The following is a 25,495-nucleotide window of genomic DNA, read 5'->3' on the forward strand; positions in this document are numbered from 1 at the left end:
GGATATCGTCGCTTCATGGAGGGGGCATGCGTGACAAGGTGAGCAGCCCGGCCAGGGAGTTCTGGGAGCGTTTCACGACCAACCGCTTTGCGACCGCGGGGCTCGTAGTCATCGCGGTGTTGTTCCTGCTGTCTTTGGCGGCAGCCGCTGTGACGCCTTACAGCCCGGACACCATCGACGCGTGGCACGTGCTCCTGCCTCCCTCAACGGCACACTGGTTCGGCACCGATGAGTTGGGGCGCGACGTCTTCACCCGCGTCGTCTACGGCGCGCGCGTCTCCCTGAAGGTCGGTTTCGTCGCGGTCGGCATCGCCGTCGTCGTCGGTACGGTGGTGGGGCTCTTCGCCGGGTTCTATGGCGGCTGGATCGATTCGGTGCTGATGCGGATCGTCGACATCATGCTCTGCTTCCCGACCTTCTTCTTGATCCTTGCCGTCATCGCCATGCTGGAGCCTTCCATCTGGTACATCATGGTGATCATCGGACTTACCGGATGGATGGGGGTGGCGCGTCTGGTGCGTGCCGAGGTTCTCTCCTTGAAGAGCCGTGACTTCATCCTGGCCGCCCGCGTGCTCGGGGCGTCGGATCTGCGCATCATCTTCCGCCATGTTCTCCCCAACGCGCTTTCGCCGGTGCTGGTTTCTGCGACGCTCGGGGTGGCCGGCGCCATACTCACCGAGTCGGCGCTTTCCTTCCTCGGTATCGGGGTGCAGCCGCCGACGCCCAGTTGGGGTAACATCCTGACCTCCGGCAAGGACTACATAGAATTCGCTTGGTGGCTTTCCCTTTTCCCGGGGCTTGCCATCCTGGTAACCGTGCTCTCCTACAACCTGGTAGGGGAGGGGATCCGCGACGCACTCGACCCGAGAAGGCGAGGCTAACGGCCGTTCAACGTTCAACGTTCTGCGTTCCACAAGATGCCGTCTCGTGGCACCGTACGATTTGGCTGCCGCCACGATGCAGGGGCGGACAAGGAAAGCCGTGGCGAACGTTGAGCGCTGAACGTTGAACATCTTTAGAGAAAGAGGTGCACATGGCAGAATTTTGCGAAGAGGCATTTGACGTATTGAAGGTCGATAAAAGGGATTACGTTCCGACCACCCTCGATGACGAGGTGCGGGTCGACAAACTGGTCAGCGACCTGCTGCACCGTTTTTACGAGGAGATACAGCAGACGGGCATGTCGCCGGAACAGGCGACGGCATTGGCCGGTGCCGCCGATTACTTCACCCGCGATTTTGTCGTCTCCATCAAGCAGCGCAGCATCTTCGACGAGCGTGCGGGGATCGTGCGTCAGTTCGCCGGCAACTGGTACATCGTCAACACCATGGAGCCGCTCATCGACGAGATCGAGGGGTACCTTGCCGGGGTCCGCGAGTTCTACCGGTTCCTGTACGGGCACCAGTTGATCTCGCTCAAGTTTCTCCACGCCATCGAGGCGGAATGCTCGGAACTCGACTTCTACGCCGGGCGCATTGAGTCGTTCTGGGACATCGTCGGGGACGGGTATCTCACCTGGGAGAAGGAGTGCACGCTTAAGGACTAGAAGCCGTTCAACGTTCTACGTTCTACGTTGAAACCCCGCTCCAACTTCTATGATCCCCCTCTCCCTCCGGGAGAGGGGGATCACTTGACTGACGAAACAGATATCCTAACCAGTCGAATTCCTCGTCACTCTCTCTACTCAACACTCAAGGAGTTCGTGCCGTTTGAAAGACCTACTCGCCAAAGTCCGTGCACAGTACCTCTTCACCCCCGGTGAGACCGTGGTGGTCGCGGTCTCGGGCGGCGCCGACTCGGTGGCGCTCCTCGATATCCTTACGCGACTCGATACTGAACGCCTGAAACTCATTGTCGCTCATCTGAACCACTGCCTGAGAGGCGCGGAATCAGACGGTGACGAACGCTTCGTCGCTGACCTCGCCGCCCGCTACCATATCCCCTTTCTCTCCATCCGGGTCGATGTCGGCTCTTTCGCCGCTGCGGAAGGGCTTTCCCTTGAAGATGCCGGACGTCAGGCACGCTACGCTTTTTTCCGCGAGGTCGCACGCCGTCACGGCGCGACGAGCATCGCCTTGGCCCACCACATGGACGACCAGGCCGAGACGGTGCTGATCCGCCTCTTGCGCGGCTCCGGCGGTGCAGGGCTGAGCGCTATGGCTGCGGTAGGCGACAACATGCTGAAACGCCCGCTCCTGAAGGTGACCCGCGCCGAGCTTGAGCGTTACTTGACAGAACACGGCCTAAACTGGCGTACCGATTCGACTAACGCGGATACCGCGATCCTGCGCAACAGCATTCGGCACGAGTTGATCCCACTGCTCAAAAGGTACAACCCCAAGGTAACCGAGCGACTCGCGGCCACCGCGGAGATCCTCGCCTCGGACGAGGAACTCCTCGAGCAGTTGACTGACGAGACTTTCTCTCGTTTGGCCCGCTGTGAGGATGAAAACGTCCGCCTGGGGATCGCCTCCCTGCTAGGTGAACGCCGCGGTCTGCGTCTGCGCCTGTACCGTCACGCGCTGCGCGAACTGCGCGGAGACCTCATGCGCATCGCCCTGACGCACCTCGAGGCGATCGACCGCCTCGTCGCCTCCAGTCGCCCCAACGCGAACTTAAACCTCCCGGGCGATCTTCGCGTTGAGCGCAGCTACGACGAACTTCGCTTCACCTCCGTAACTAAGCCCATCGAGCAGAGCTGGGAGATGACTATTTCCGGAGAGGGGAGCTACCCCTTGCCGAACGGCATGACGCTCAGCGTGCAGCGGTTGCCGCGCCCTGCCGACCTCGTGACCGGTTCTGAGAAGATCGCCTACGTGTCGGCGGAAGCCGCACCTTTTCCATGGCTTGTGCGCCCTTTTGCAGCCGGTGACCGCTTCACCCCGCTGGGGCTGAACGGCTCACAGAAGGTGAAGGAGCTCTTCATCAACAAGAAACTCCCGCCGCACGAGCGCAGCAGAGTGCCGCTTGTTTTCAGCGAAGGGGATGTCATCTGGGTAGCCGGTGTGAGACTTGCCGAGAAAGGACGGGTAAAACCCGCAGCTGACGCGGTTTTACGTTTGGAAATTCTTGAAATTACACCTTAAAGCTCTTGTCAACCTGCACCCTTTATGGTAATCCTTTTTACTCATTTGAATGCTTTTTCTTTCTTTCTCATAAATGCTAGGCATAAGACGAACTTCAACCTCGCGGCCCGTGCTATGTATCAACGACAAACACTGATAGTACACGGAGTTGCGGCACACCGATTAATCGGGAGGAAACTTGAATCAATTCTATAAAAACTTGGCGCTCTGGCTCGTTATCAGCTTGATGATGATCCTGTTGTTCAACCTGTTCAACAAGCCGAAGCCGACCCAGGAAAAACTCGACTACAGCGACTTCATCGAGGCCGTGGAAACCGGCAAGGTTAAGAACGTGAACCGTCCGGTGGCGAGCGTCGTCATCCAGGGGGACGAGGTCTTAGGCAAGTTCGCCGACGGCAAGGAGTTCAGGACCTTCAAGCCGGCAGACGCCAAGCTGACCGACCTGCTGATCGAGAAGAAGGTCGCCGTGTCGGCCCGCCCGGAGGAGGAGCACTTCTCCTGGTTCTCGCTGCTCATCTCCTGGTTCCCGATCATCTTCCTCGTCGCGGTCTGGATCTTCTTCATGCGCCAGATGCAGGGTGGCGGCGGTAAGGCGATGGCCTTCGGCAAGAGCCGCGCAAAGCTTCTCACCGAGGCGCAGGGGCGCGTCACTTTCGAGGACGTAGCCGGCATCGAGGAGGCCAAGGAAGAGCTTGAGGAGATTATCTCCTTCCTGAAGGACCCGAAGAAATTCACCAAACTCGGCGGCCGTATCCCGAAAGGCGTCCTGCTCATGGGCCCTCCGGGCACCGGCAAGACACTTCTTGCCCGCGCCATCGCGGGTGAGGCGGGCGTTCCCTTCTTCTCCATCTCAGGTTCCGACTTCGTCGAGATGTTCGTCGGCGTCGGCGCCTCCCGTGTGCGCGACCTGTTCGTGCAGGGTAAGAAGAGCGCTCCCTGCATCATCTTCATCGACGAGATCGACGCAGTGGGCCGTCACCGCGGCGCTGGTCTTGGCGGCGGTCACGACGAGCGTGAGCAGACCCTGAATCAGCTCCTGGTAGAGATGGACGGCTTCGAGTCTAACGAAGGGGTCATCCTCATCGCCGCTACCAACCGTCCCGACGTACTCGACCCGGCGCTCCTTCGTCCGGGCCGCTTCGATCGCCAGGTCGTTGTGCCGCGTCCCGACGTGAAGGGTCGCGAGATGATCCTCAAGGTGCATTGCAAGAAAACCCCGCTCGCTCCGGACGTCGACCTCGGCGTCGTGGCCCGCGGTACCCCGGGCTTCTCCGGTGCGGACCTCTCCAACGTGGTCAACGAGGCCGCGCTCCTCGCCGCACGCAAGGAAAAGAGCATGGTCGAGATGATCGACTTTGACGACGCGAAGGACAAGGTCCTCATGGGTGTCGAGCGCCGCTCCATGGTCATCTCCGACGAGGAGAAGAAAAACACCGCCTACCACGAGGCGGGGCACACCCTTATCGCGAAACTCATCCCGGGCGCGGACCCGGTGCACAAGGTCTCCATCATCCCGCGTGGGCGCGCTCTCGGCGTCACCATGCAGCTCCCGATCGAAGACAAGCACAGCTACTCCCGCGAGTCGCTGCTTGACCGCATCGCCGTGCTCCTTGGCGGCCGCGTAGCCGAGGAGGTCATCTTCAACTCCATGACCACCGGCGCGGGCAACGACATCGAGCGCGCCACCGACATCGCACGCAAGATGGTCTGCGAGTGGGGCATGAGCGAGAAACTCGGTCCCGTTTCCTTCGGCAAAAAGGACGAGCAGATCTTCCTCGGGCGCGACATGGCGCACCAGAAGAACTACTCCGAGGCGACCGCCATCGAGATCGACCACGAGATCAGGCTCATCGTCGAGCAGAACTACGCCCGCGTGCAGGATCTGCTGCGGAATAACCTCGACGCCCTGCACCGCATCTCCCACGCACTCATCGAGAAGGAAAACCTGACCGGCGAGGAAGTGGACCGCATCATCGAAGGCAAGGAGATCGCCTCCGAGCCTGTCGTAACCGCGTAACGATGCAGGTTCAGAAGTGGGAACTTTCCCGACGCACCCTGTCCCTGGAGCGTCCGCAGATCATGGGCATCCTGAACATGACTCCGGACTCCTTCTCGGACGGGGGGCGCTTCTTCTCCGTTGAGAGGGCGGTGGAACGGGCCCGCGAGATGGAGCGTGAGGGGGCCGACATCATCGATATCGGCGGCGAAAGCACCCGGCCCGATGCCCCTGCGGTAAGCCTGCAGGAGGAACTGGACCGGGTGCTTCCCGTTATAGAGGGGCTCAAAGGCAACATCTCGGTCCCCATCTCCATCGATACTTATAAGGCGGGGGTTGCGAAGGCAGCCTGCGCCGCCGGGGCCGAGATCGTCAACGACGTCACCGGCCTCATGTTCGATCCTGAGATGGCCGCCGTTGTGGCCGAATCCGACGCGGGAGTGGTGGTCATGCACACCCGCGGCATGCCCGACACCATGCAGAAGGACACGAACTACGACGACCTGATCACCGACGTGAAGGACTACCTGACAGGCTCCATCGAACTCGCCCGACGTGCCGGTGTCCCTGCGGGGCGCATCGTCGTCGATCCGGGGCTCGGCTTCGGTAAGAGCGTCCAGGGGAACCTGGAGCTTATCAAACGGCTTGAGGAATTCAGGCCGCTTGGCTGTCCGATCCTGGTAGGGCCTTCCCGGAAGTCGTTCATCGGGGCGGTCACCGGAAGGGACGGAGGAGAGAGGATATTCGGCACGGCAGCCGCGGTCGTCATGTCGATCGTGCACGGAGCCGCCATCATACGGGTTCATGACGTGGCAGCCATGAGGGATGTCGCCGTCATGACGCGGGCGCTCATGTAACCCGCAGGCCCGACAAACCGGAAGCGCTGCTTCCCGACCGGTGCGGATGAATTCATTCCTGCAAAACATAGGCATACTGCGGGACCTCCTGGACCTGTCGCTCGCGATACTGATCATCTCCAGGCTGGCGCGGCTCCTGAAGGGAGTGCTCGCGCTGCGCATCCTCGCCATCCTTTCGGCACTCGTGGCCCTTCATCTCCTGGCGCGCTTTTTCTCCCTGCAGACCGTCCGGCTCATCATCGACCTGATCCTGGCCTCCTCCGTGGTCGGTCTCGCGGTCATCTTCCAGACCGACATCCGCAGGGCCTTCGCCACGCTGACCAGAAGCCGCACCGAGAAGGACGTCGAGATGTCCGACGTCATTGACGAGCTCGTCTTCGCCGTCGCGGGGCTTGCGCAGAAGAAGATCGGCGCGCTCATCGTCATCGAGCGCGCCATCTCGGTGGACAGCTACCTAGCCGTCGGCACCGACATCGACGCCAAGGTGACGAGCGAGCTGATCTCCTCGATCTTCCTGCCGTATTCGCCTATTCACGACGGCGCCGTGATCATCCAGCACGGCAAGCTGACCAAGGCGGGGTGCTTCCTGCCGCTCACCCAGAACCTTGAGGTGAACAAAGCCCTCGGCACCAGGCACCGCGCTGCCATCGGCCTCTCCGAACTGGTCGATGCCCTGGTTGTCGTGGTATCCGAGGAGACCGGGACTGCCTCGGTGGTTGTGGGGGGGAAGAAGACCGACGTGGTGGACATGCCGTCCCTGGGCAAGACGCTTAGAAGGCTCGTCGAACCGAGGTGGCTCAAATGACGACCATGCACGCAAGAGGGCATGAATGGCTGAAGGGGGTCAAGGCGCTTTCCGTGCTGCTGGCCGTCCTGATCTGGCTCAGCGTGATCGTCGAGCGACCCGGGGAGATGGTGCTCACCGTTCCCGTCGGCCTTGATCGCATGCCGCCGGGGCTGCAGCTTGACGGGGTAGCACCGGCCGAGGCAGAGGTCGTTGTCTCCGGGCCGCGGATTCTATTGTTCCTGCTGCCGTTTCACCAGACCCGTCTCAGGATCGATCTGACCGGCGCCAATGCGGGGCAGCAGCAGATCTCGCTGAAGGACGGCCTTTTCGATCTCGATCCGGAGATCAAGGTGGTTCACGTCGCCCCCGCGACGGTAACCATCGCGCTTACCAGCAGGGACCAGAAGTAAGGCTGTTTTAGAATGACTATTTTTACGAGGTGAAGAGAATGAAGAAACTTTTCGGTACCGACGGGGTCCGCGGTGTGGCCAACGTCTACCCGATGACGGCGGAGATGGCGATGCAGATCGGCCGCGCCGCCGCCTACATATTCAAAAACGGCAAGAAACGCCACCGCATCGTCATCGGCAAGGACACCCGTCTTTCCGGCTACATGCTCGAGAGCGCGCTCATGGCAGGCATCTGCTCCATGGGCGTCGACGTCCTCTTGGTCGGCCCGCTCCCGACGCCGGGCATCGCCAACATCACCTCCTCGATGCGTGCCGATGCGGGTGTCGTGATCTCCGCCTCGCACAACCCGTTCGAGGATAACGGCATCAAGTTCTTCTCGAGCGACGGCTTCAAGCTGCCGGACGAGACCGAGCTGATGATCGAGGACTTGATCTTCTCGAAACGCATCGACTCTTTACGCCCGACCGCGAAAGAGGTCGGCAAGGCGTACCGCATCGACGACGCCCAGGGGCGCTTCGTCGTCTTCCTGAAGAGCACCTTCCCGAAGGACCTCGACCTCTCCGGGCTGAAGATCGTTCTCGACTGCGCCAACGGCGCGGCGTACAAGGTCGCCCCGGCGGTGTTCGAGGAACTGGGCGCCGAGGTGATAACGATCGGTGTTAAGCCCAACGGCACCAACATCAACGCGGAGTGTGGCTCGTTGCACCCTGAGGTGCTGAGCGAGGCGGTGAAGATGCACGGCGCAGACTTGGGCGTAGCGCTCGACGGCGACGCGGACCGCGTCATCTTCGTCGACGAGTACGGCAACGTGGTGGACGGCGACAAAATCATGGCCATCTGCGGGACCGAGATGATCCGCCAGGGAACCCTGAAGCAAAACACCCTGGTCGCCACCGTGATGAGCAACATGGGTCTCGATATCGCGATGAAACGCGCCGGTGGTGAGGTTATCAAGACCGCCGTCGGTGACCGCTACGTCGTGGAAGAGATGCTGAAAGGCGGCTACAACCTGGGCGGCGAGCAGTCCGGCCACATGATCTTCCTCGACCACAACACAACCGGTGACGGCATCCTCTCCGCACTGCAGGTGCTCGCCATCATGCAGCGCCGCCAGAAGCGCCTCTCCGAGCTCGCCCTCGTCATGCACTCCCTGCCGCAGGTGCTCGTGAACGTGCGCCTTTCGCAGAAGACCGACGTGATGCAGGTCCCCGAGATCGCGAACCTCGTGAACGACGTAGAGGGTAGGCTGAAAGGGGAGGGGAGGGTGCTGATCCGGTGGTCCGGCACCGAGCCCCTTTTGCGCATCATGCTAGAAGGTGATGACGAGACGAAAATTCGCAACTGGGCCAACGAGATAGCCGAAACCGCGGCGTCGGCCCTGGGAGGAGATAACCGTGGCTAAACTGGGCGTCAACGTCGACCATGTAGCGACTCTGAGGCAGGCAAGGGGCGGGAGTGAGCCCGATCCGATCGCGGCCGCGGCCATTGCCGAACTGGCGGGCGCCGACGGCATCACCATCCACCTGCGCGAGGACAGAAGGCACATCCAGGATCGTGATCTCAAGATCATGCGCCAGACCGTGCAGACCAAGCTGAACCTGGAAATGGCGGCAACCGACGAGATGATCGCCATCGCCCTTGCGGTGAAGCCGGAGTGCTGCACCCTGGTCCCCGAGAAGCGGGCCGAGCTGACCACCGAAGGGGGGCTCGACGTCCGGATACATCAGGAAGCGTTGAAGGTCGCCATCGAGAAGCTGCAGGCGGGAGGCATCATCGTGAGCCTCTTCATCGATCCCGATCCCGATCAGATCAAGGTCGCCAACAAGATCGGCGCCGATTACATCGAGATCCACACCGGTTCCTTCGCCGATGCGCCCACCTGGAAAGAAGAGGAGCAGGAGCTGATCAAGATCGAGAACACGGTGAAGCTCGCGCGTAAGCTCGACCTCGGCGTCAACGCCGGGCACGGCCTAAACTACACAAACGTGAAGAAGGTAGCCGCGATCGGCGGCATCGAGGAATTCAACATCGGGCATTCCATCATGTCGCGCGCCATCCTGGTCGGTCTCGACCGCGCCGTACGTGATATGTCCGAACTGGTCCGCTACTCATAAGGAGACAAACATGGCAAGAGCAAAAGCGCGTCACATACTGGTGGAAACCGAGGCCGAGTGTCTCGCACTCAAGGAAAAGATCGAAGCGGGTGCCGACTTTGCCGAGGTCGCAAGGGCTCACTCCCTTTGCCCGTCCGGCAACCAGGGGGGACTTCTCGGAGAGTTCGGCCCCGGCCAGATGGTCGAAGAGTTCGACAAGGTGGTCTTCAGCGGCGAAGTGGGCAAGGTGCTCGGCCCGGTGCGTACCCAGTTCGGCTACCACCTGATAGAGATCACCAACCGCACCGCGTAAGGGCGAACAATGGTTCCAGATGTAGGGGCGAATAATCATTCGCCCGGATGTCGGTGACACGGAGGAAATCAGATGGCAGAGAAGCAATCCCTGGGAAGCCTCATCTTCAGCGCTCCCTTCCTGCTTGGCCTGGCCGGGGTCGGCTGTATGATCTACGGAGTTGCCGAAGGGTTCAAGGTGATGCAGTTCTTTTTCGGGGTCTGCATCGTCCTCGGGAGTTTCGCTCTGCACTTCATTAGGAAGAAGGACTGGGACGCCCATTGGCAGGAAATGGATCAGATCCGCGAGGCGCACGAAAAGCGGATGGCTGAAGAGGAAGAGAAAAAGAAATAACCGGCAGAGCCCGGTTACTAAGAAGGGCGGGGGACATCCCCCGCCCTTTTCTATTATTAATGCACCGCTCCCGGCGGCAGGTGTTTCTGGGGTTTCTTCAGAAGCAGCAAGAGCGGGATGATCACCACGAAGGCGATGCCTACGATGAAGAAGATCCTGTTGTAGGAGAGCATGTAGGCCTGCCGCGAGATCTTGCCGTAGATGATGGCAAGCGCGCCCTGCTCGGCGGCGACTGGTCCCAGACCGCGCCCCATCATGGCCTGTTTGAGTACCGCGATCTGGGACTGTGCGAGCGGGTTGTACGGGGTCACATGGGCCACCAGGCTGGTCTGGTAGAACTGGCCGTAACGCGCGAGGAGCGTGGCTGCGATGGCGATCCCGACGCTGCCGCCGATGTTGCGCAACAGGCTGAAGATGCCGGTCGCGTTTCCCATCTCCTCCTTCGTTATGGAGGCGAGGGTGACCGTGGTCAGCGGAACGAAGATCATGGCAAGCCCCACGCCCAGCACGACGCGCGGCCATACGAAATCGCGGTAGGCGGCCTCCAGCGTGAAACCCTGCATCATGTGCATCGAGTAGGCGGCGATGATGAGGCCGACAAAGACGACCTTCCTGCCGTCGTAGCGCTGGATGATCGCGCCGACGAAGGGCATGCAGATGAGCGTCGCGACACCCCCCGGGGCGAGCACCATGCCAGCCATGGTCGCGTTGTACCCCATGAGGGTCTGCAGGAACATCGGTATGAGCATGATCGAGCTGTAAAGGCAGAAACCCACCGCGAACATGATCAGGTTCCCCGCCGAGAAGGAGACGTTTTTGAACAGGCGCAGATTGACGACCGGGTGCGGGTGATTGAGCTCCACGTAGATCAGCGCGCTGAGCGCAACGGCGGTGACGACCGAACAAGCGACGATGAAGCCGGAGTTAAACCAGTCGTCCTGTTGTCCCTTGTCGAGTACGATCTGCAGGGCGCCGAGTCCCACCGTCAGGAGCATCAATCCCCAGTAGTCGATCGATGTTCGGGCCCGCTTGATGTAGCTCGGGTCGTAGATGAAGAAGGTCGCCATGACCACGGCCACTATGCCGATCGGGATGTTGATGTAGAAGATCCAGCGCCAGTTCAGGTTGTCGGTGATCCATCCCCCGAGGGCCGGGCCGATGATCGGGCCGAACATGGCCCCGACGCCGAAGATGGCCATCGCCATACCCTGCTGGTACGGCGGGAAGGTCTCCATCATGATCGCCTGGCTCATCGGTATGAGCGCCCCCCCGGCCGCCCCCTGCAGCACCCGGAAGAAGATGAGGAGACCTAGGTTGGGTGCCGCGCCGCACATGAGCGAGGCGAGGGTGAAGAGGGTGATGCAGGTGATGAGGAAGCGCTTGCGGCCGAAGATCCCCGCGAGCCAGCCGGTCATGGGGAGGACGACGGCGTTACTCACGAGATACGAGGTGAGCACCCAGGTGACCTCGTCGGTACCTGCGTTAAGGCTCCCCTGCATGTGCGGCAGCGCCACGTTGGCGACCGAGGTGTCGACGATCTCCATGATCGCCGGCAGCATCACCGTTATCGTGATCAGCCACTTGTTGATGTTCTTTTCTTCAGCGCTGTTCATGGTACCGCCAAAAGGAGTGCTAGTGCCCGAACCCGACTACCTGCCCGAAACTCTGCCCGGTCAGGATGGTCGGTACCACGCTCATGCCGACGCGCAGGACGTGTTCCGGATCGCTCGTCTTGTCGATGGCGATGCGGACCGGGATCCTTTGTGTCACCTTCACGTAGTTGCCGGTGGCGTTCTCCGGCGGCAGCAGGGAAAAGGCGGCACCGGTGCCCGCCATGATGCTTTCCACCTTGCCGGAGAAGTGGCGCCCGGGGTAGCCGTCCACGGTGAACTCGACGGACTGCCCGGGGCGTACGGCGTTCAGCTGGCTTTCCTTGTAGTTCGCGGTGATCCAGGCGTCTTCGAGCGGGACGATAGCCATGAGCGCCTGTCCGGGCTGGACGAAGTTGCCGACCTCCACGCCTTTGCGGGTCACATACCCGTCGCTCGGCGCGACGACGTGGGTGTAGGAGAGGTTCAGCCGTGCCGCTTCGAGCTCGCCCTGCTTCTGCGCCACGCGTGCGTCTTTGGAACCGGTGCCTGAAACACCGATCATCGCCTTGGCGCGGTTCTCCGCTTCGCGTGCTTCCCTTACCTGCGCCTCCGCCACCTTGTGCGCGGTGCGCGTGCGGTCAAGCTGCTCCCTCGGGATTACTTCCTTCGCGTACAGCGCCTCGGCGCGCTTGAGGTCGAGGCTTGCCTGCTCAAGGCGGGCGGCGGCGAGGTTCACGTTGGCGCGTGCGCTCTCGACACTTGCGTAATCGCCGGAGGTCTCGTTCTTGGCCATCTCGAGGGACGCCGCAGCGCTCGTCACCCGTGCCTGGTAGTCCGCCGGGTCGAGTTCCACCAGCAGGTCCCCTTTGTGCACGAACTGGTTGTCGACCACGGCAACCCGCTGCACCATAGCGGGCACCCGACTCGCTACGGAGTGGACGTGCGCCTCGATGAAGGCGTTGTCGGTCTCGATATGGGTCTTGCTGCGTACCCACTGGCGCATGCCGAAGAGCCCGCCGGCCACGATGATGATCAAGAGGATGATGCCGCCGCGCTGTTTCTTGCTCAATCCGCCTTTGGCCTGGGGCTGCGGTTTTTCGATAGTTTGGTCTGCCATGGTATTTGCTCCGGTCGGGGCGGCGTCCGGTAAAACGGAAGGCCCTGGATGGTTAGAGATGGATCAAAGCTCGCCGGTTGCCCTCTTCACCCGGGCGGCGGAGACCTGCAGGTCGAAGATGCTGCGGTAGTAGTCGGTTCTGGTTCTGGTCAGAAGGGTCTGCGCGTCGATCACCTCGGTCGCCGTTCCCACGTGCTCCTGGTAGCGGTCCTTGGTGATGCGGAGGTTTTCCACCCCCTGGGTGATCGCCTTTTCCGCCACCGAGATCCTGTCCCTGGCGACCAGCATGTCGCTCACCGCCAGCGCGTATTCCAGTCTGGTGCGCTCCTCCATGTCCCTCAGCCGTTCTTCGTCGCGCGATCTTGCCTGTACCGCCTGTCTTATGCGTGCGGTCGATGCCTGGCCGTCGAAGAGGTTCACCTTGAGCCCGACCGTGGCGGCCACGATGGCCTGCTCGCGTACCTTACTGTTGGAAAGGTAGTCGACGCCGAACTTGGCGAAGAACTCGGGGTAATGGATCGTCTTCGCCTCTTTTAACGCGAATTCGTCGGCGCCTACCACTGCCTTGAGCGCCGATAGCTCGCCCCGTTTGGACATGTCGGGAGCGTCGGAAAGGGAAGGGGTCTGAGGGAGCTGCGTGTCGTCTTTCAATTCCGCGCGGCGCTCAGGAGGCGCACCGGTCAGGTAGTTCAGTAGCAGCCAACCCTTTTGCACCTCGTTCCTGGCGCTCAAGAGACTCTGACGGCTGGACGCCACCAGGACTTCGGCCTGCAAGAGATCGTTTCTGGTCACGACACCCTCGTCGAAGAGCGCCTGAGCCGTCTTTTGGTGCGAGAGCATCTGGGTGACCTCGTCCTCGGCCGCGTTGACGAGTTTTACTGCGGTCAGGATGCCGTAGTAGGCCTGCACCACCTGCATGAAGACGTCCTGCTCGTTTCCGGTGTAGGAGTAGCGGGCGGCCTCGCTCTGCATGCGCGCCATCCCCTCGGCTGCGCCGGTACGACCGAAGTCGTACAGGGTCTGGTAAACGCTGAAGTTGGCGAAGGGGTAGCGCGGGTCCTGGGTCTCCTGGGACTCTGACCCGAACTTGAAGGCCTGGGCCTTGGCTTGTGCCACGTAACCCGCCTGCAGATCGACGCGCGGCAGACGTGTCGACCGGGCGACGCCTACCTGCTCCCGCGCAATCTCGACGTCGTGCGAAGCGGACTTCAGCCCGCGGCTCGTGGCGACAGCACCGTCGAGGCATTCCTTCAGCGTTAGGGTTTCCGCGTGCGCGGAACTGCAGATGGCGCAGAGTAGAAGCGCCAGTAGAACTACGACTTTATGCATGAAAGCTCCGGGATTAGCTGCGTAATTTTTGCAGCAGCGACGTCAGTGTTTCGACCTCGTTCGGTTCCAGTCTCGCGATGAACTCTGCCTGAGCCCTGAGCGCCACGGGCACGAGCTCGGGCTCAAGCGCCTTTCCCTTTTCGGTAAGGCAGATGCGGTAGGCCCGGCGGTCGGCAGGGTCTGGGCGACGCATCACCAGCCCTTCCTTTTCAAGCCGGTCGATAAGTCCCCCCATCGTGGTCCGATCGATCTGGCTTTTTGCGGATAGAAGCGACTGGCTGATGCCGTCCTCCTGCCACAGAAAGCCAAGCAGTCCGAACTGCTGCGGGGTCAGCTCGTACTGGTCGAACTGTTCCTTGAAGATGAGGCAGGCGCGCTGGTAAGCCTTAGCCAGCAGGAAGCCCACTGTTTTTTCGATGTCCATGTTGGGGGTCTGTTGTGCTTCCATAGCTCCTCCCGTAGAAGGGCAACGGTTTGATATCACGACCGAAAAGCTGCCCCAGCAAAGGAGAGCATTATGCACATAATCAGTATGCTGTCAATCAGCTTATTTAGGGGGTGAGAGCGGGGTTTTTCAGGAGGTGATAGGGTGAGGGCGTTTGGTAGTGAGGGACCGTGTCGACCTCCCCCCTCGGGGGGAGGTCGGCTTTACGATGCTGACTATTGCTGGGACGGGGAGGGCTGCGTGGCCACGTCTTGAGCGACCTTGCTTTCCTCCACCGCCTGCTGCGGGAGGACCGGTTTCGGTGCACCCGGCTCCTGGTAGGGGGGGAGGCGGTACAGCCGCTGGTACATCTGCATGCTGGTTACTACTTTTTTGACGTACTCGCGGGTCTCCCGGAAGGGGATGCTCTCCACGAACTCGTCCTGCGGCAGGTCGCCGTACGCCTTCTGCCAACGCTTCACGTTGCCCGAGCCCGCGTTGTAGGCGGCGACTGTGAGGGTGAGGTTCTTGTCGTACAGTTGCAGCAAGTCCTTTAGGTGGCGTGCGCCTAGCTTGATGTTGAGGGCCGGGGTGGTCAAACGATTCGAGTCACCCTTGGAAATCGACTCGGCGGTGGCGGGCATGATCTGCATGAGACCGACGGCGCCCACCGGCGAAAGTGCGGCGGGGAAATAGTTGCTCTCGGTGCGCATCACTGCGTAAACCAGGCTCTCGGGGACCGCGGCCGCGGCGGCGTGTTTGGCGACATCTTCGCGGAAGGCGAGCGGGAAAGCGGCGCCGAGCACGGTGGCGTTGTCGCCGCGCTTGGGCTTTTCGTTCCCGAGTGCGTGATAGGCGCCGTTGTAGTTCCCCATCTCGAGGTACAGACGTGCGATACCCGAGGGGTTCTTCCCTTTCTTGGAAAGTGAGAGTTCCCGCGCCGCTTCCTCGAAGAGACCGAGCGCGATAAGCGCCTTCTCCCGTTCGAAGCCGGACGGCATCGGCAGGACGTCGGCCAGGTTCTGGGGGGGCTGGGGGAGCGAGGCGGCGCTCTGGTTCTGGTTGCTTATCAGCGTGTAGTATCCGAGCGGGTATTCCGCGACCAGCGCGGCGAACATCACCTGTGCGCTCTTCTCGTCGCCGGTGAGGGCAAGGGTTCTGCCTAGCCAGTAAAGCGCCTTGTCGCGCAGGTCGTCGCGTTCGGCAAGTTTCCTGAACTGTGCCGCGGCATCGGCGTAGTCGCGGGACTGGTAGCTGCACCAAGCGGCTTCCCATAGGACGTTGACGTTCTTCTGGGTCGGCGCCGCGGCAAGGTATTGCCTGAACAACGACGCCGCTTCACTCCATTTCCTCTGGAAACGTTTCAGGTAGGCGGCCTCGAGCATCGCTTCCTGGGCCACCGTTCCACGCTTCGCGTCCTGGGAAAGCTTTTGATAAAGCTGGAAAGCCTCTTCTCCCTTGCCTTCCTTGTCCAGGGTACGGGCAAACCACAGATCCGCATCGCCGTATCCGGAAAGGGCCGCGAAGGTGCTCTGTGCCTGCTGATAGCGTCTTGCCTTGAACAGCGCTTGTCCCTTCTTGAAAGTCACCTTGCGGATGAAGTCGTCGTTTTCACCGTTCAACTGGATTGCGGCAAAGGCCTCGGCGGCCTTCAGATGGCGCCCGAGATCGTAGAGGGTGCAGGCGCGTTTGTAGAGTTCGGCGCTGCTGTAAGGCTCGGCCTTGATGCCGGTTGCCGCGAGATTCTGCAGCTCGGCGGCCGCTTTGTCGGCATAGGGGGAGGCGGGGTAGCTGAGGTAGATGGTGCGTAAAACGGTAACGGCGGTCGCGGTATCTCCAAGCTTTTCGCGGGAGAGGGCGGACCCGTATAGAGCCGAGATGGAATCACTGCCGGAGGGGTAGCGCTCGACGAAGGTGGCATAGCTTTGCTGCGCTTCCTTCGGGTAGCCGGCGGCGGCAAGGGAATCGGCGTAGAGGATGAGCGTCTGGCGCGCGAGCCGGCTCGCCGGGAAGTCCTTGAGAAGCTTGTACAGCGGCGGGAGTGCCTGGGCGTGGCGCTGCAGCTTGGAAAGGGCGAGCCCCTGGTAGTAGAGGGCGTAGTCGGCTAAGAGCGGGTAACCTTCCGCAGCGGCGGGGAACTGTGCCGCGGCCTCTTCCCACTGCTCCATCTTGGCGGCGGCGATCCCCGCCATGAAGGAGCGGATTGCCGGGTCGTTGATGTTAAGGGCTGCGTCACGGGCGGCGCGGTAGTCCTTGGCCTGCATGCGCTTGGCGGCGGTGGTGAGAGCCTCGTCGGCCGGTTTGCTAAGGTTTGCTGCGGAGGCGGGAAGGACGGCGCAAAGCATCAGTGCTGCTGCTGCGATGGTACGGCAAAACATGGAGACTCCCTTACGTTGCAAAACTAACCTCGTATTTGTACCGAAGCACGGCGCAAAAGGCAATTGTTAATGTATTGACCAATTACAACTAATCCCAACTTCTCATCGGTTAACTCCGAATTTTGTTCCTACTGGGGCTCCCGGCACGTGACCTCCAGCGGGTGGCCTGTCGCGCCCATCGAGTCCTTCATCGCACCCGACGAGTCGTCGGTCCCACCGGACGAGTCGTTGATCGCACCGGACGAGTCGTTGATCGCACCGGACGAGTCGTTGATCGCACCGGACGAGTCGTCGACCGCACCCGACGAGTCGTTGGTCGCACCTGATGAGTCGTTGATCGCACCTGATGAGTCGTCGATCGCACCTGATGAGTCGTCGATCGCGCCTGATGAGTTGTTGATCGCACCTGACGAGTCGTTGATCGCACCTGACGAGTCGTTGGTCGCACCTGATGAGTCGTTGATCGCACCTGACGAGTCGTTGATCGCGCCTAACGAGTCGTCGATCGCGCCTGACGAGTCGTTGATCGCGCCTGATGAGTCGTTGGTCGCGCCTGATGAGTCGTTGGTCGCACCTGACGAGTCATTGATCGCACTCGACGAGTCGTTGATCGCGCTTGATGAGTCGTTGGTCGCACCTGACGAGTCGTTGATCGCACCCGACGAGTCGTCGATCGCACCCGACGAGTCGTTGATCCCTCTCGACGAGTCGTCTGCCGCGGCATTCGTGCCGCATCGCCTTTCTTGACTTTCCGTCGCCCCTTCTGCATTATCCAACGGTGCTGATTTTATTGTTTTTCCCGGAGGTTTATATATGCGCAAAGGCAAGGACGCGATCATGAGGCTGCTGGGCAAAGGGGAGCCGGTGCCGTACCGGCAGATGCTCAAGGCCCTCAACGTCTCCCGTCACGAGCGGGAACACCTGGACGATCAACTCGACTACCTGGTCGAAACAGGGGAGATCGCCAAGCTTCCGGGGCGTATTTATACCATGGCGGGAGCGGGTGGCTCGGTGCGCGGCAAACTCTCCATGCACCGCGACGGCTACGGTTTCGTGATGCCGGAGGACGGGGGCGAGGACCTCTTCGTCCCGGCTCGATACCTCACGGAATATATGAACGGCGACATCGTGGACGCCCAGGTTGTTTCCACACGTCGTGACGGTAAAAGGGAAGGGCGCGTCACCGGCATCGTGAAGCGTGGCGTCACTGAGATCGTCGGTCGCTTCGAGGCAGCCGGGAAGGGGGGGCGCGTGATACCGGACGATCCTAAGCTCGGCCGCGACCTCTTCCTGACCCCCGGGGCCTCCGGTGGGGCCGCCAAGGCACGCACGGGGCAGATCGTGCTCGCCCAGATCACCTCGTACCCTTCCGGGGTGCGCCCGCTTGAGGGGCGCATCGTGGAGGTGCTTGGGGAGGCGAACGACCCAGAAGTGGAAGTCCTCTCCGTCATCAAGAAGTACGAGCTCCCGCATGTCTTCGATGCGAAGGTGATGGAGGAGGCCGAGCGCGAGCCGCAGGAGGTAAGCGAGGAGGCGCGGCAGGGGCGGGTCGATCTGCGCGAGCGGCTCATCGTCACCATAGACGGCGAGACCGCGCGCGACTTCGACGACGCGGTCTCCGTCTCTCGCGAGGGGGACAAGATCCGCCTCTGGGTTTCCATCGCGGACGTTGCGCACTACGTCACCGAAGGATCGCGCCTGGACACCGAGGCGTACCTGCGCGGGACCTCGGTCTACTTCCCGGACCGCTGCATTCCGATGCTCCCGGAAGAGCTCTCCAACGGTATCTGCTCGCTAAACCCGCAGGTGGACCGCCTGACCATGACCGCCGAGATGCTCTTCGACGAGTCCGGCGCCCGCGTGGACCAGAAGTTCTACGCGAGCGTCATCAAGAGCTCCGCCCGTCTCACCTATACCACGGTGAAGAAGGTTCTCGTGGACCGGGACGAGGAGACCATCGCGGCGAACCGGCACCTGGTCGAGGATCTCAAGGTGATGGAAGACCTGGCGCTCAGGCTCAATAAGGTGCGCGCGGGACGAGGGAGCATCGATTTCGACCTGCCGGAGCCCCAGATCATCCTCGACACCCAGGGGGAAACCACGGCGATCGTGCGCGCCGAGAGAAACCTTGCGCACCGCATCATCGAGGAGTTCATGCTCGCCGCCAACGAGGCGGTGTCCCACTTTCTCGAAACGACACCGGTCCCTTCGCTCTACCGCATCCACGAGAATCCCGACCCGGTCAAGCTCCAGGACCTGTCAGAGTTCGTCTTCGGCTTCGGCTACATACTCAAAGTGGTAGACGAAAAGGTGAGCCCCAACGCGCTGCAAAAGCTACTGGAAGAGGTGGCGGGAAAGCCGGAGGAGCGGCTCATCAACGAGGTGCTGCTGCGCTGCATGAAGCAGGCGCGCTACAGCGCCGAGAACCTGGGCCACTTTGGCCTCGCCGCCGCGAGTTACACCCACTTCACCTCGCCGATTCGCCGCTATCCCGACCTCGTGGTGCACCGCATCCTTAAGCGCGTGCTCGCCGGGAAGATGAATAAGGCGGATAAGGACCGGCTCGAGGCGCGGCTCCCCGAGACCGCGCTGCACACGAGCAAGCGCGAACGGGTCGCCATGGAGGCGGAACGTGAGATGGTGGATCTCAAGAAAATGCAGTTCATGCGCGACAAGATAGGCGAGGAGTACGACGGGTACATCACCGGGGTCGCCCCATTTGGTTTCTTCGTGGAGCTCGTCGACCTCTTCGTGGAGGGGATGGTGCCGGTCGCCACCCTCCCGCAGGACTACTACGTGCACATCGAGAAGAGCCACGCCCTGGTGGGTGAGCGAAGCCGCGCCATGTACCGCATCGCCGACAAGATCCGGGTGAAGGTGGCCGGGGTGAACGAGCCGGCGCGGCAGGTGGAATTCGCGCTCGTCGGGACCCTGGAGAAGCGTCCCATCGAGCCGATCGCCGATGTCCGGAACGCCTACCAGCGCATCCCGATAAAGGGGAAGCGTCCCAAGCCGAAACGGCGCTGAAAGCTGTTGCGCTGGATTTAAGCGCTGTGATATAAAAGCTGTTTGAGCTCTGCACGGCATTAATTAGGAGAAGAGAGGTATATGGAAGAAAAGGTATTGCCGTTCATGGAGCACCTGGTTGAACTCAGAAAACGGCTCATCGTAAGCGTAATTGCCATCGTCATCGGCATGGGGATCGCCTGGAACTTCTCCACCGACCTCTTGAAGTTCGTGGAACAGCCGCTCACCGGTCACACCTACCTGACCGACATGAAGAAATCCTTCTACGAGAAAGTCAAGCAGCGCTACCCCGAGGCGTACCAGCAGATGAAGCTCGGGGAGGAGCACCAGGTGGCCGAGAAGCCGCGCATGCTGAACTACAGCGCGCCGCTCGAGCCGTTCTTCGTGCAGTGCAAGATCTCCATGCTGGCAGGTTTCGTCATCGTGCTGCCGGTGCTCTTTCACCAGTTCTGGCTCTTCGTGGCGCCCGGGCTCACCCGCAAGGAGCGGCGCCTGGTGGTTCCCTTCGTCACCACGGCCACCGTCGCCTTCTGCGTCGGGGCGATGTTCTTCCTGCTCATCATCTGGCCCGTCATCATAAACTTCTCCCTCTCCTACGAGGCGACCGGGTTGCAGAGCTGGTACAACATCTCGGCCTACATAAATTTCTGTCTGCGCCTGATCCTGATGTTCGGCCTCATCTTCGAGCTCCCGATCCTTGCGCTCCTTTTGTCCCGTTTCGGCATCGTCAACTACCGGATGCTCGCCACGCGCAGGAAGTACGCGCTCCTGGCCAGCGCCATCGTTGCCGCCTTCCATGCCGACCTGGTCACCATGTTTGTCATCATGATCCCGCTCTACCTCATGTACGAGATCAGCATCTGGGTGGCCCTGGTTTTCGGGAAGAAGAAGGCGCCCCAGGTGGAGACCGAGGCGGCGGAAGCCTGAGGACCCCCATAGTCCATGGAAATTTTTAGAAGCATCCCTGAGATCAGGGAAAAACTGCGCCATCCGGTCGTCACCATCGGCAACTTCGACGGCGTGCACCTGGGGCACCGCGAGATCTTCAAGAGGGTGCGGCAAATCGCCCGCGAGATCGACGGCGTTTCCGTGGTGATCACCTTCGTGCCGCACCCGCTCAAGGTCGTCGCGGCCCACAAGGAGGTGCGGCTCATCACCACAAGCCGCGAGAAGGAAGCCCTCATCGAGGGGTCCGGCATCGACTACCTCCTCGAGATCCCCTTCGACAAGGAATTCGCCTCGGTGCCGGCCGCCGTCTTCGTGGAAAAGGTGCTGGTCGACGCCATCGGCGTCGAGCGCCTGGTGATCGGCTACGACTACGCCTTCGGCCGCGGCAGGGAAGGGGACGTCGCGCTTTTGCGCAGGCTTGGCGAGCGTCACGGCTATACCGTGGAAGAACTGGAGCCGATCTCGGACGGCTCCACCGTCTACAGCTCCACCGCCGTGCGCAGGATGGTGAGCGCAGGAAACGTCTCCTGCGCCGCGAGCCTTTTGGGACGGCACTTCTCCATCTCAGGCAAGGTGGTGCACGGCCACGAGCGTGGCCGCAGCCTCGGCTTTCCCACTGCCAACATCGAAACGGAAAAGGACCTCATCCCATCGGTCGGGGTCTACGCGGTGAAGGTGTGCATGGGAGATCGGCTCTTCGACGGTGCCTGTAATATCGGCGCCAACCCGACCTTCGGCAACCAGCACCTCTCCATCGAGGTGTTCCTCCTCGACTTCGAAGGCGACCTTTACGGACGCGAGCTGACCCTTTTCTTCATCGAGAGGCTCAGGGGGGAGAAACGCTTCTCCGGGCTCGATGAACTGAAAGAGGCCATTGCCGCGGACGTCGCGCGTTGCCGTGAGATCCTCAGTGGCGCACGCCCGGTTCTGTCCGAGAGTGGCGGTGACTGGGATTGCGCAAGCCCCGGCACGGGCCGCCCCGATTGACAACGCAACCGATGACAGGAGCCCGATTGACCACGCAAAAACCAGATAAGAAGCTCTTGCTCGGCATCGCAATCAGCGCTCTCTGCCTCTTTCTCCTCTTCAGGAAGATCGACTTCAGAAAGATGGCGGACGCCTTTGCCGCGATGGATTACCGCTACCTGGTGCCCGCGCTGGTGCTCACCTTTGTTAGCTACTACCTGCGTGCGGTACGCTGGAAGTTCCTGCTCGCCCCGATAAAAAGCACGCGCCTTGGGAACCTCTTCCCCTCGACCCTCATCGGATACATGGCGAACAACCTCCTCCCGGCGCGCCTGGGGGAGCTGGTGCGGGCCCACTCGCTCGGACAGAAGGAGGGGATCGGCACCAGCGCGGTCTTTGCCTCCCTGGTGCTTGACCGGCTCTGTGACGGCTTCACCGTACTCCTCGTGCTCCTGATCACCTTCTTCACCATAAAGCTGCCAAGCGGGATGGAACGCGTACAGCACGGGCTCGTCACCGGCGGGTACGTCACTTTCGCCCTCTACCTTTTTGTCCTTGCCTTTCTTTTCCTGCTCAGGTGGCGCACCGAGTTCACCGTCAAGGTGGTGACCCGCGTGCTGCATCCTTTCTCCGCGCGGTTGGCTGAGCATGCCGGCGCTCTGCTGGTCTCCTTCATCTCGGGTATCCGCATTCCGACCAGTGTCTCCGGCATTTCCGGTGTCGCGGTCAGCTCGCTTCTCGTGTGGGCCACCGCAATCTGGCCGGTCGACCTGATGCTGCGCTCCTTCGGTCTCTTTCTCCCTCCCTCGGCGTCCATGTTCATCATGGTCTTCCTGGTCTTCGCCGTGATGGTACCGGCATCTCCGGGTTTTATCGGGACGTATCACATTGCCTGCGTCACCGCCCTTTCCGCATTCCAGATTGGCAGCGAAAAGGCGCTCAGCATCGCCATCGTCATTCACGCCATGGGCTTTTTCCCGGTCACCGTCGTCGGGCTGTACTGCCTCTGGCGGGACAAGGTCTCCATCAGGAGCATCGGCGTCACTAACACCGAGGAGCAGTTGCGTGAACCATAACGGAATCCTGCGCAGGCTCGACCCGTGCGCCATCGCGGCCTTCGTCATCCCGCTGTTCGTGTATCTCCTTACCCTGGCGCCCACGGTCACCTTCTTCGACAGCGGCGAGTTCCTGACCGCCATCTCTTCTCTCGGTACGGCGCACTCGCCGGGGTACCCGCTCTTCATCAACTACGCGAAGCCTTTTACCTTTCTCCCGCTCGGCAACATCGCCTTCCGGGTCAACTTCGCGACCGCGGTCTCCGCGGGGCTTGCCTGCTTCGGCGTCTATCTGCTCACCATCCAGTTGCTCAAGGGTGAGGAGACCCCCTGGCAGGGGCGGTTCGGTGCGTGTGTCCCCAGGCTCGCCGGTGTCGCGGCGGCGCTCACCTTCGCCTTCACGCCGAGGCTTTGGCTGCAGTCAAACCACGACAAGCCTTACCCGCTGCTCGCCTTCATCTGCGCCATCATCTTCTACCTGATGCTTCTTTGGCGGGAGAGCTACCTCGAGGGACGGGAGCGCCCCGCCTACGTCTACCTGGGCGCCTTTCTCTGCGGGCTTGGGACCGGCGCGCACCAGATCATGGTGCTGATGATTCCGACCTACGCCTTCCTGATCTGGTCCGCGGACCGGCGCGTCATCTTCCGGGTGCGCGAGTTCTTCATCGCCTTCGCCTTCGGCCTGTTGGGCTTCGGCATCCACCTGCACCTCGTGGTCCGGGCGCTTAGGAAACCGATTCTGAACTGGGGCGACTCGAAGAACCTCACCCAGTTCCTCTGGAACATCCTGCGCAAGGGGTACCCGGTCGACAAGCCGCACCGCGACCTCGATCTCCTCTGGGCGCAGATGAACGCCTTCAACATCCCGCACGAGTTCACCGTCGTTGGCCTTGTCCTTTTGCTGTTCGGTCTGTGGGCCCTGATGCGGACAAAGCGCGACCTGGTTCTTGGCTACCTGATCGCACTCGGCTCGTTCCTGCTCGTCATCGTCGGCTACTTCAACACGCCGGGCGAGATGATCTTCCTGACCGAGGAGTTCTTCACCCCGCTTTACCTCCTCTCCGCGGTCTTCATCGGTGTCGGGCTCATCACCCTCATCAAGGAGGCGGTGCAGCATCTTCCCGACGCACCTGCCGCACGCCTTTTTTTACCCGCGCTCCTCTTCGTGCTGCCGCTCGCCGTCTGTCTTTTGAACTACCGGGAGAACGACCAGCATAAAAACTACATCGCCTTCGACTACGCCTCCAACACGCTCAGGTCCCTGCCGCAGGACGCCGTGCTCTTCACGTGGGGGGATTCGGGAGCGTTTCCGCTTTGGTATTTGCAGGGGGTGGAAAGGATGCGCGAGGATGTCGATCTGCCGCACACCCCGCACCTCGTCTTTGACTGGTACCTGGACAGCATGCCGCGCCTGTTCAAGAACTCGCGGCTGTACGAGCTACCCATGGATCAGCGCACCTCGGACGGGACGCTCATGATTGCGGTCGGGGAGCAGTACGGCAAGCGGCCGGTGTACGTGGATTTCTCCACCAAGTACTCCATCGAGTTCAAGGATTTCGTCGTGCACCAGCGCGGCATCCTTTTCGCACTCCAGGCGGCCGGCACCCCCGCGGCTCCACCGGACCTCGACGTATGGCCTCTTTTCTCCCTGCGCGGCGTGCTCGGTGACCGCGACATGTTCTTCCGTGATCTCGATACGGGGAAGGCGATCCTCATCTACGCAGCGTCCCTCATGGAGTCGGGGGAGACGCGTCTTCGTATGGGGCAGCGCGAGGCGGGGGCACGCGACCTGGAAGTGGCTGCAAGCATAGCGCCTGAGATCAGGCCGCGCGTCGCAGCACTTTTGAGTGCGAACGGGGTGGCCCAATGACCATCACCGGAAAGACCACGGTTACCGGTATCATCGGTGCCCCGGTTGCCCACTCGCTTTCGCCGGTGATGCACAACGCTGCCTTCGGGGCTCTCGGGCTTGACTGGGTCTACGTCCCTTTCCCCGTCCCCCCGGCACGTCTTGAGGCTGCGGTGGCGGGGCTTGCCGCAGCGGGAGTCGCCGGCTTCAACGTCACCATTCCGCACAAGGTCGCCATCATGCCGTTTCTCGATGTAATCGACCCGGACGCGGAACTGATCGGCGCGGTGAACACGGTGCTCGTACGGGAAGGAAGGCTCACCGGCTACAACACCGACGGCCTTGGCCTCGTGGCTGCACTCGCCGGAAAGCTTACCTTTGACCCACGCGGCAAGAGCATCCTCGTGCTCGGGGCGGGCGGGGCTGCCAGGAGCGCCGTCGTGTCGCTCGCACGTGCCGGTGCGGTGCGGGTGCATGTCGCGAACCGCACCGCGGATGCGGCAGTTACCCTCGTCGACCTCGTCGCAGGACGGCTGGAGGGAACCGCCTTTGCCGCTGGTTCCCTCAACGCTCTTGCCGATCCGGCCTTCATAGGCTCCTTCGACCTCGTCGTCAACACCACCTCGGTCGGCATGTCCGGTGACTCTTTCTCAGGACTCGATCCGGCCATGCTAAAGTCCGGCGTCTGTATTTACGATATGGTCTATGCACCGCCGGTTACGCCGCTTTTGGCGCAATGCGGTGCCCATGGCATCCCGTGCGCCAACGGTCTCGGCATGCTCGTGGCACAGGGTGAAGCGGCCTTTCGCATCTGGACCGGGGTCGCGCCGCCCGAAGGGTGCATGGAAAGGGCTCTGGCAGCGTTTCTGCCGGAACCATGTAAGCCTTGACATTAACGCAATTACAAAATACCATTCACAGGATTCTCCACCCC

23 protein-coding genes are annotated in these 25,495 nt (G+C 61.6%); 18 read left to right on the forward strand and 5 right to left on the reverse strand.

Annotated elements, in window-relative coordinates; all coding sequences use genetic code 11:
* Nucleotides 1-26 precede the first annotated feature (26 nt).
* From opp4C to E8K79_RS00890, 11 genes are all read left to right on the forward strand, one after another.
* Nucleotides 27-881, forward strand: coding sequence for an oligopeptide ABC transporter permease (opp4C, locus tag E8K79_RS00840; RefSeq protein WP_136513041.1), 855 nt, complete (start codon nucleotides 27-29; stop codon nucleotides 879-881).
* 152 nt (nucleotides 882-1,033) lie between these two features.
* On the forward strand, nucleotides 1,034-1,546 hold the full coding sequence (locus E8K79_RS00845) for a hypothetical protein (protein ID WP_136513042.1): 513 nt from the start codon (nucleotides 1,034-1,036) through the stop codon (nucleotides 1,544-1,546).
* A 163-nt stretch (nucleotides 1,547-1,709) separates the two neighbouring features.
* Complete coding sequence (gene tilS, locus E8K79_RS00850; RefSeq protein WP_136513043.1) at nucleotides 1,710-3,086, forward strand: tRNA lysidine(34) synthetase TilS; 1,377 nt, start codon at nucleotides 1,710-1,712, stop codon at nucleotides 3,084-3,086.
* A 178-nt stretch (nucleotides 3,087-3,264) separates the two neighbouring features.
* Nucleotides 3,265-5,103 (forward strand): ATP-dependent zinc metalloprotease FtsH, encoded by a 1,839-nt coding sequence (ftsH, locus tag E8K79_RS00855; RefSeq protein ID WP_135870183.1) that lies wholly within the window; start codon nucleotides 3,265-3,267, stop codon nucleotides 5,101-5,103.
* A 2-nt stretch (nucleotides 5,104-5,105) separates the two neighbouring features.
* Nucleotides 5,106-5,939 carry a dihydropteroate synthase gene (gene folP / locus E8K79_RS00860; protein ID WP_136513044.1) on the forward strand — a complete coding sequence of 278 codons (834 nt, stop codon included), beginning with the start codon at nucleotides 5,106-5,108 and terminating at the stop codon, nucleotides 5,937-5,939.
* A 46-nt stretch (nucleotides 5,940-5,985) separates the two neighbouring features.
* Nucleotides 5,986-6,744, forward strand: coding sequence for a diadenylate cyclase CdaA (cdaA, locus tag E8K79_RS00865; RefSeq protein ID WP_135870181.1), 759 nt, complete (start codon nucleotides 5,986-5,988; stop codon nucleotides 6,742-6,744).
* Nucleotides 6,741-7,136 (forward strand): YbbR-like domain-containing protein, encoded by a 396-nt coding sequence (locus E8K79_RS00870; RefSeq protein WP_246043656.1) that lies wholly within the window; start codon nucleotides 6,741-6,743, stop codon nucleotides 7,134-7,136. Before cdaA ends, E8K79_RS00870 begins: the two co-directional genes overlap by 4 nt.
* 38 nt (nucleotides 7,137-7,174) lie before the next feature.
* Nucleotides 7,175-8,539, forward strand: coding sequence for a phosphoglucosamine mutase (glmM, locus tag E8K79_RS00875; RefSeq protein WP_136513045.1), 1,365 nt, complete (start codon nucleotides 7,175-7,177; stop codon nucleotides 8,537-8,539).
* Entirely contained in the window at nucleotides 8,532-9,251 is a 720-nt protein-coding gene (locus E8K79_RS00880) for a pyridoxine 5'-phosphate synthase (RefSeq protein ID WP_136513046.1), read from the forward strand. Before glmM ends, E8K79_RS00880 begins: the two co-directional genes overlap by 8 nt.
* A gap of 10 nt (nucleotides 9,252-9,261) precedes the next feature.
* Nucleotides 9,262-9,543, forward strand: a complete 282-nt coding sequence (locus tag E8K79_RS00885) for a peptidylprolyl isomerase (protein WP_136513047.1) — start codon at nucleotides 9,262-9,264, stop codon at nucleotides 9,541-9,543.
* A gap of 129 nt (nucleotides 9,544-9,672) precedes the next feature.
* Complete coding sequence (locus E8K79_RS00890; RefSeq protein WP_407925471.1) at nucleotides 9,673-9,876, forward strand: hypothetical protein; 204 nt, start codon at nucleotides 9,673-9,675, stop codon at nucleotides 9,874-9,876.
* A 56-nt stretch (nucleotides 9,877-9,932) separates the two neighbouring features.
* Here the strand turns inward: E8K79_RS00890 and E8K79_RS00895 are convergent, their stop codons facing one another.
* From E8K79_RS00895 to E8K79_RS00915, 5 genes are all read right to left on the reverse strand, one after another.
* On the reverse strand, nucleotides 9,933-11,489 hold the full coding sequence (locus E8K79_RS00895; protein WP_136513049.1) for a DHA2 family efflux MFS transporter permease subunit: 1,557 nt from the start codon (nucleotides 11,487-11,489) through the stop codon (nucleotides 9,933-9,935).
* Between the two features lie 19 nt (nucleotides 11,490-11,508).
* On the reverse strand, nucleotides 11,509-12,585 hold the full coding sequence (locus E8K79_RS00900) for an HlyD family secretion protein (RefSeq protein ID WP_136513050.1): 1,077 nt from the start codon (nucleotides 12,583-12,585) through the stop codon (nucleotides 11,509-11,511).
* A gap of 63 nt (nucleotides 12,586-12,648) precedes the next feature.
* Complete coding sequence (locus E8K79_RS00905; RefSeq protein WP_136513051.1) at nucleotides 12,649-13,914, reverse strand: TolC family protein; 1,266 nt, start codon at nucleotides 13,912-13,914, stop codon at nucleotides 12,649-12,651.
* A 13-nt stretch (nucleotides 13,915-13,927) separates the two neighbouring features.
* Nucleotides 13,928-14,362 (reverse strand): MarR family winged helix-turn-helix transcriptional regulator, encoded by a 435-nt coding sequence (locus E8K79_RS00910; RefSeq protein ID WP_136513052.1) that lies wholly within the window; start codon nucleotides 14,360-14,362, stop codon nucleotides 13,928-13,930.
* Nucleotides 14,363-14,574: 212 nt separating this feature from the next.
* Complete coding sequence (locus E8K79_RS00915; RefSeq protein ID WP_136513053.1) at nucleotides 14,575-16,716, reverse strand: transglycosylase SLT domain-containing protein; 2,142 nt, start codon at nucleotides 16,714-16,716, stop codon at nucleotides 14,575-14,577.
* A gap of 147 nt (nucleotides 16,717-16,863) precedes the next feature.
* Here E8K79_RS00915 and E8K79_RS21040 point away from each other — a divergent pair, with 147 nt between their 5' ends.
* From E8K79_RS21040 to aroE, 7 genes are all read left to right on the forward strand, one after another.
* On the forward strand, nucleotides 16,864-17,463 hold the full coding sequence (locus E8K79_RS21040; RefSeq protein WP_162604571.1) for a ribosomal eL19 family protein: 600 nt from the start codon (nucleotides 16,864-16,866) through the stop codon (nucleotides 17,461-17,463).
* 66 nt (nucleotides 17,464-17,529) lie between these two features.
* Complete coding sequence (gene rnr / locus E8K79_RS00930; protein ID WP_136513055.1) at nucleotides 17,530-19,743, forward strand: ribonuclease R; 2,214 nt, start codon at nucleotides 17,530-17,532, stop codon at nucleotides 19,741-19,743.
* An 81-nt stretch (nucleotides 19,744-19,824) separates the two neighbouring features.
* The gene (gene tatC, locus E8K79_RS00935; RefSeq protein ID WP_136513056.1) at nucleotides 19,825-20,670 is read left to right on the forward strand and encodes a twin-arginine translocase subunit TatC; all 846 of its coding nucleotides are present in this window, start codon (nucleotides 19,825-19,827) and stop codon (nucleotides 20,668-20,670) included.
* 15 nt (nucleotides 20,671-20,685) lie between these two features.
* Nucleotides 20,686-21,678 carry a bifunctional riboflavin kinase/FAD synthetase gene (locus E8K79_RS00940; protein ID WP_136513057.1) on the forward strand — a complete coding sequence of 331 codons (993 nt, stop codon included), beginning with the start codon at nucleotides 20,686-20,688 and terminating at the stop codon, nucleotides 21,676-21,678.
* A gap of 26 nt (nucleotides 21,679-21,704) precedes the next feature.
* A complete protein-coding gene (locus E8K79_RS00945; RefSeq protein WP_198419754.1) occupies nucleotides 21,705-22,733 on the forward strand; it encodes a lysylphosphatidylglycerol synthase transmembrane domain-containing protein in 1,029 nt (342 codons plus the stop codon).
* Nucleotides 22,723-24,582 carry a glycosyltransferase family 117 protein gene (locus E8K79_RS00950; RefSeq protein ID WP_136513059.1) on the forward strand — a complete coding sequence of 620 codons (1,860 nt, stop codon included), beginning with the start codon at nucleotides 22,723-22,725 and terminating at the stop codon, nucleotides 24,580-24,582. Before E8K79_RS00945 ends, E8K79_RS00950 begins: the two co-directional genes overlap by 11 nt.
* Nucleotides 24,579-25,451: a shikimate dehydrogenase gene (gene aroE / locus E8K79_RS00955; RefSeq protein ID WP_136513060.1), complete on the forward strand. Its 873-nt coding sequence runs from the start codon at nucleotides 24,579-24,581 to the stop codon at nucleotides 25,449-25,451. Before E8K79_RS00950 ends, aroE begins: the two co-directional genes overlap by 4 nt.
* Nucleotides 25,452-25,495: the final 44 nt, after the last annotated feature.

Source organism: Geomonas edaphica (assembly GCF_004917075.1).
Classification (GTDB): Bacteria; Desulfobacterota; Desulfuromonadia; order Geobacterales; family Geobacteraceae; genus Geomonas; species Geomonas edaphica.

Coding starts and splice junctions, on each gene's coding strand:
- E8K79_RS00885 (WP_136513047.1), top strand. CDS start 9,262: ATGGCAAGAGCAAAAGCGCGTCACATACTGGTGGAAACCGAGGCCGAG.
- E8K79_RS00910 (WP_136513052.1), bottom strand. CDS start 14,362: ATGGAAGCACAACAGACCCCCAACATGGACATCGAAAAAACAGTGGGC.
- cdaA (WP_135870181.1), top strand. CDS start 5,986: ATGAATTCATTCCTGCAAAACATAGGCATACTGCGGGACCTCCTGGAC.
- E8K79_RS00895 (WP_136513049.1), bottom strand. CDS start 11,489: ATGAACAGCGCTGAAGAAAAGAACATCAACAAGTGGCTGATCACGATA.
- E8K79_RS00870 (WP_246043656.1), top strand. CDS start 6,741: ATGACGACCATGCACGCAAGAGGGCATGAATGGCTGAAGGGGGTCAAG.
- E8K79_RS00940 (WP_136513057.1), top strand. CDS start 20,686: ATGGAAATTTTTAGAAGCATCCCTGAGATCAGGGAAAAACTGCGCCAT.
- aroE (WP_136513060.1), top strand. CDS start 24,579: ATGACCATCACCGGAAAGACCACGGTTACCGGTATCATCGGTGCCCCG.
- folP (WP_136513044.1), top strand. CDS start 5,106: ATGCAGGTTCAGAAGTGGGAACTTTCCCGACGCACCCTGTCCCTGGAG.
- rnr (WP_136513055.1), top strand. CDS start 17,530: ATGCGCAAAGGCAAGGACGCGATCATGAGGCTGCTGGGCAAAGGGGAG.
- opp4C (WP_136513041.1), top strand. CDS start 27: ATGCGTGACAAGGTGAGCAGCCCGGCCAGGGAGTTCTGGGAGCGTTTC.
- E8K79_RS00915 (WP_136513053.1), bottom strand. CDS start 16,716: ATGTTTTGCCGTACCATCGCAGCAGCAGCACTGATGCTTTGCGCCGTC.
- E8K79_RS00905 (WP_136513051.1), bottom strand. CDS start 13,914: ATGCATAAAGTCGTAGTTCTACTGGCGCTTCTACTCTGCGCCATCTGC.
- glmM (WP_136513045.1), top strand. CDS start 7,175: ATGAAGAAACTTTTCGGTACCGACGGGGTCCGCGGTGTGGCCAACGTC.
- E8K79_RS00845 (WP_136513042.1), top strand. CDS start 1,034: ATGGCAGAATTTTGCGAAGAGGCATTTGACGTATTGAAGGTCGATAAA.
- tatC (WP_136513056.1), top strand. CDS start 19,825: ATGGAAGAAAAGGTATTGCCGTTCATGGAGCACCTGGTTGAACTCAGA.
- E8K79_RS00900 (WP_136513050.1), bottom strand. CDS start 12,585: ATGGCAGACCAAACTATCGAAAAACCGCAGCCCCAGGCCAAAGGCGGA.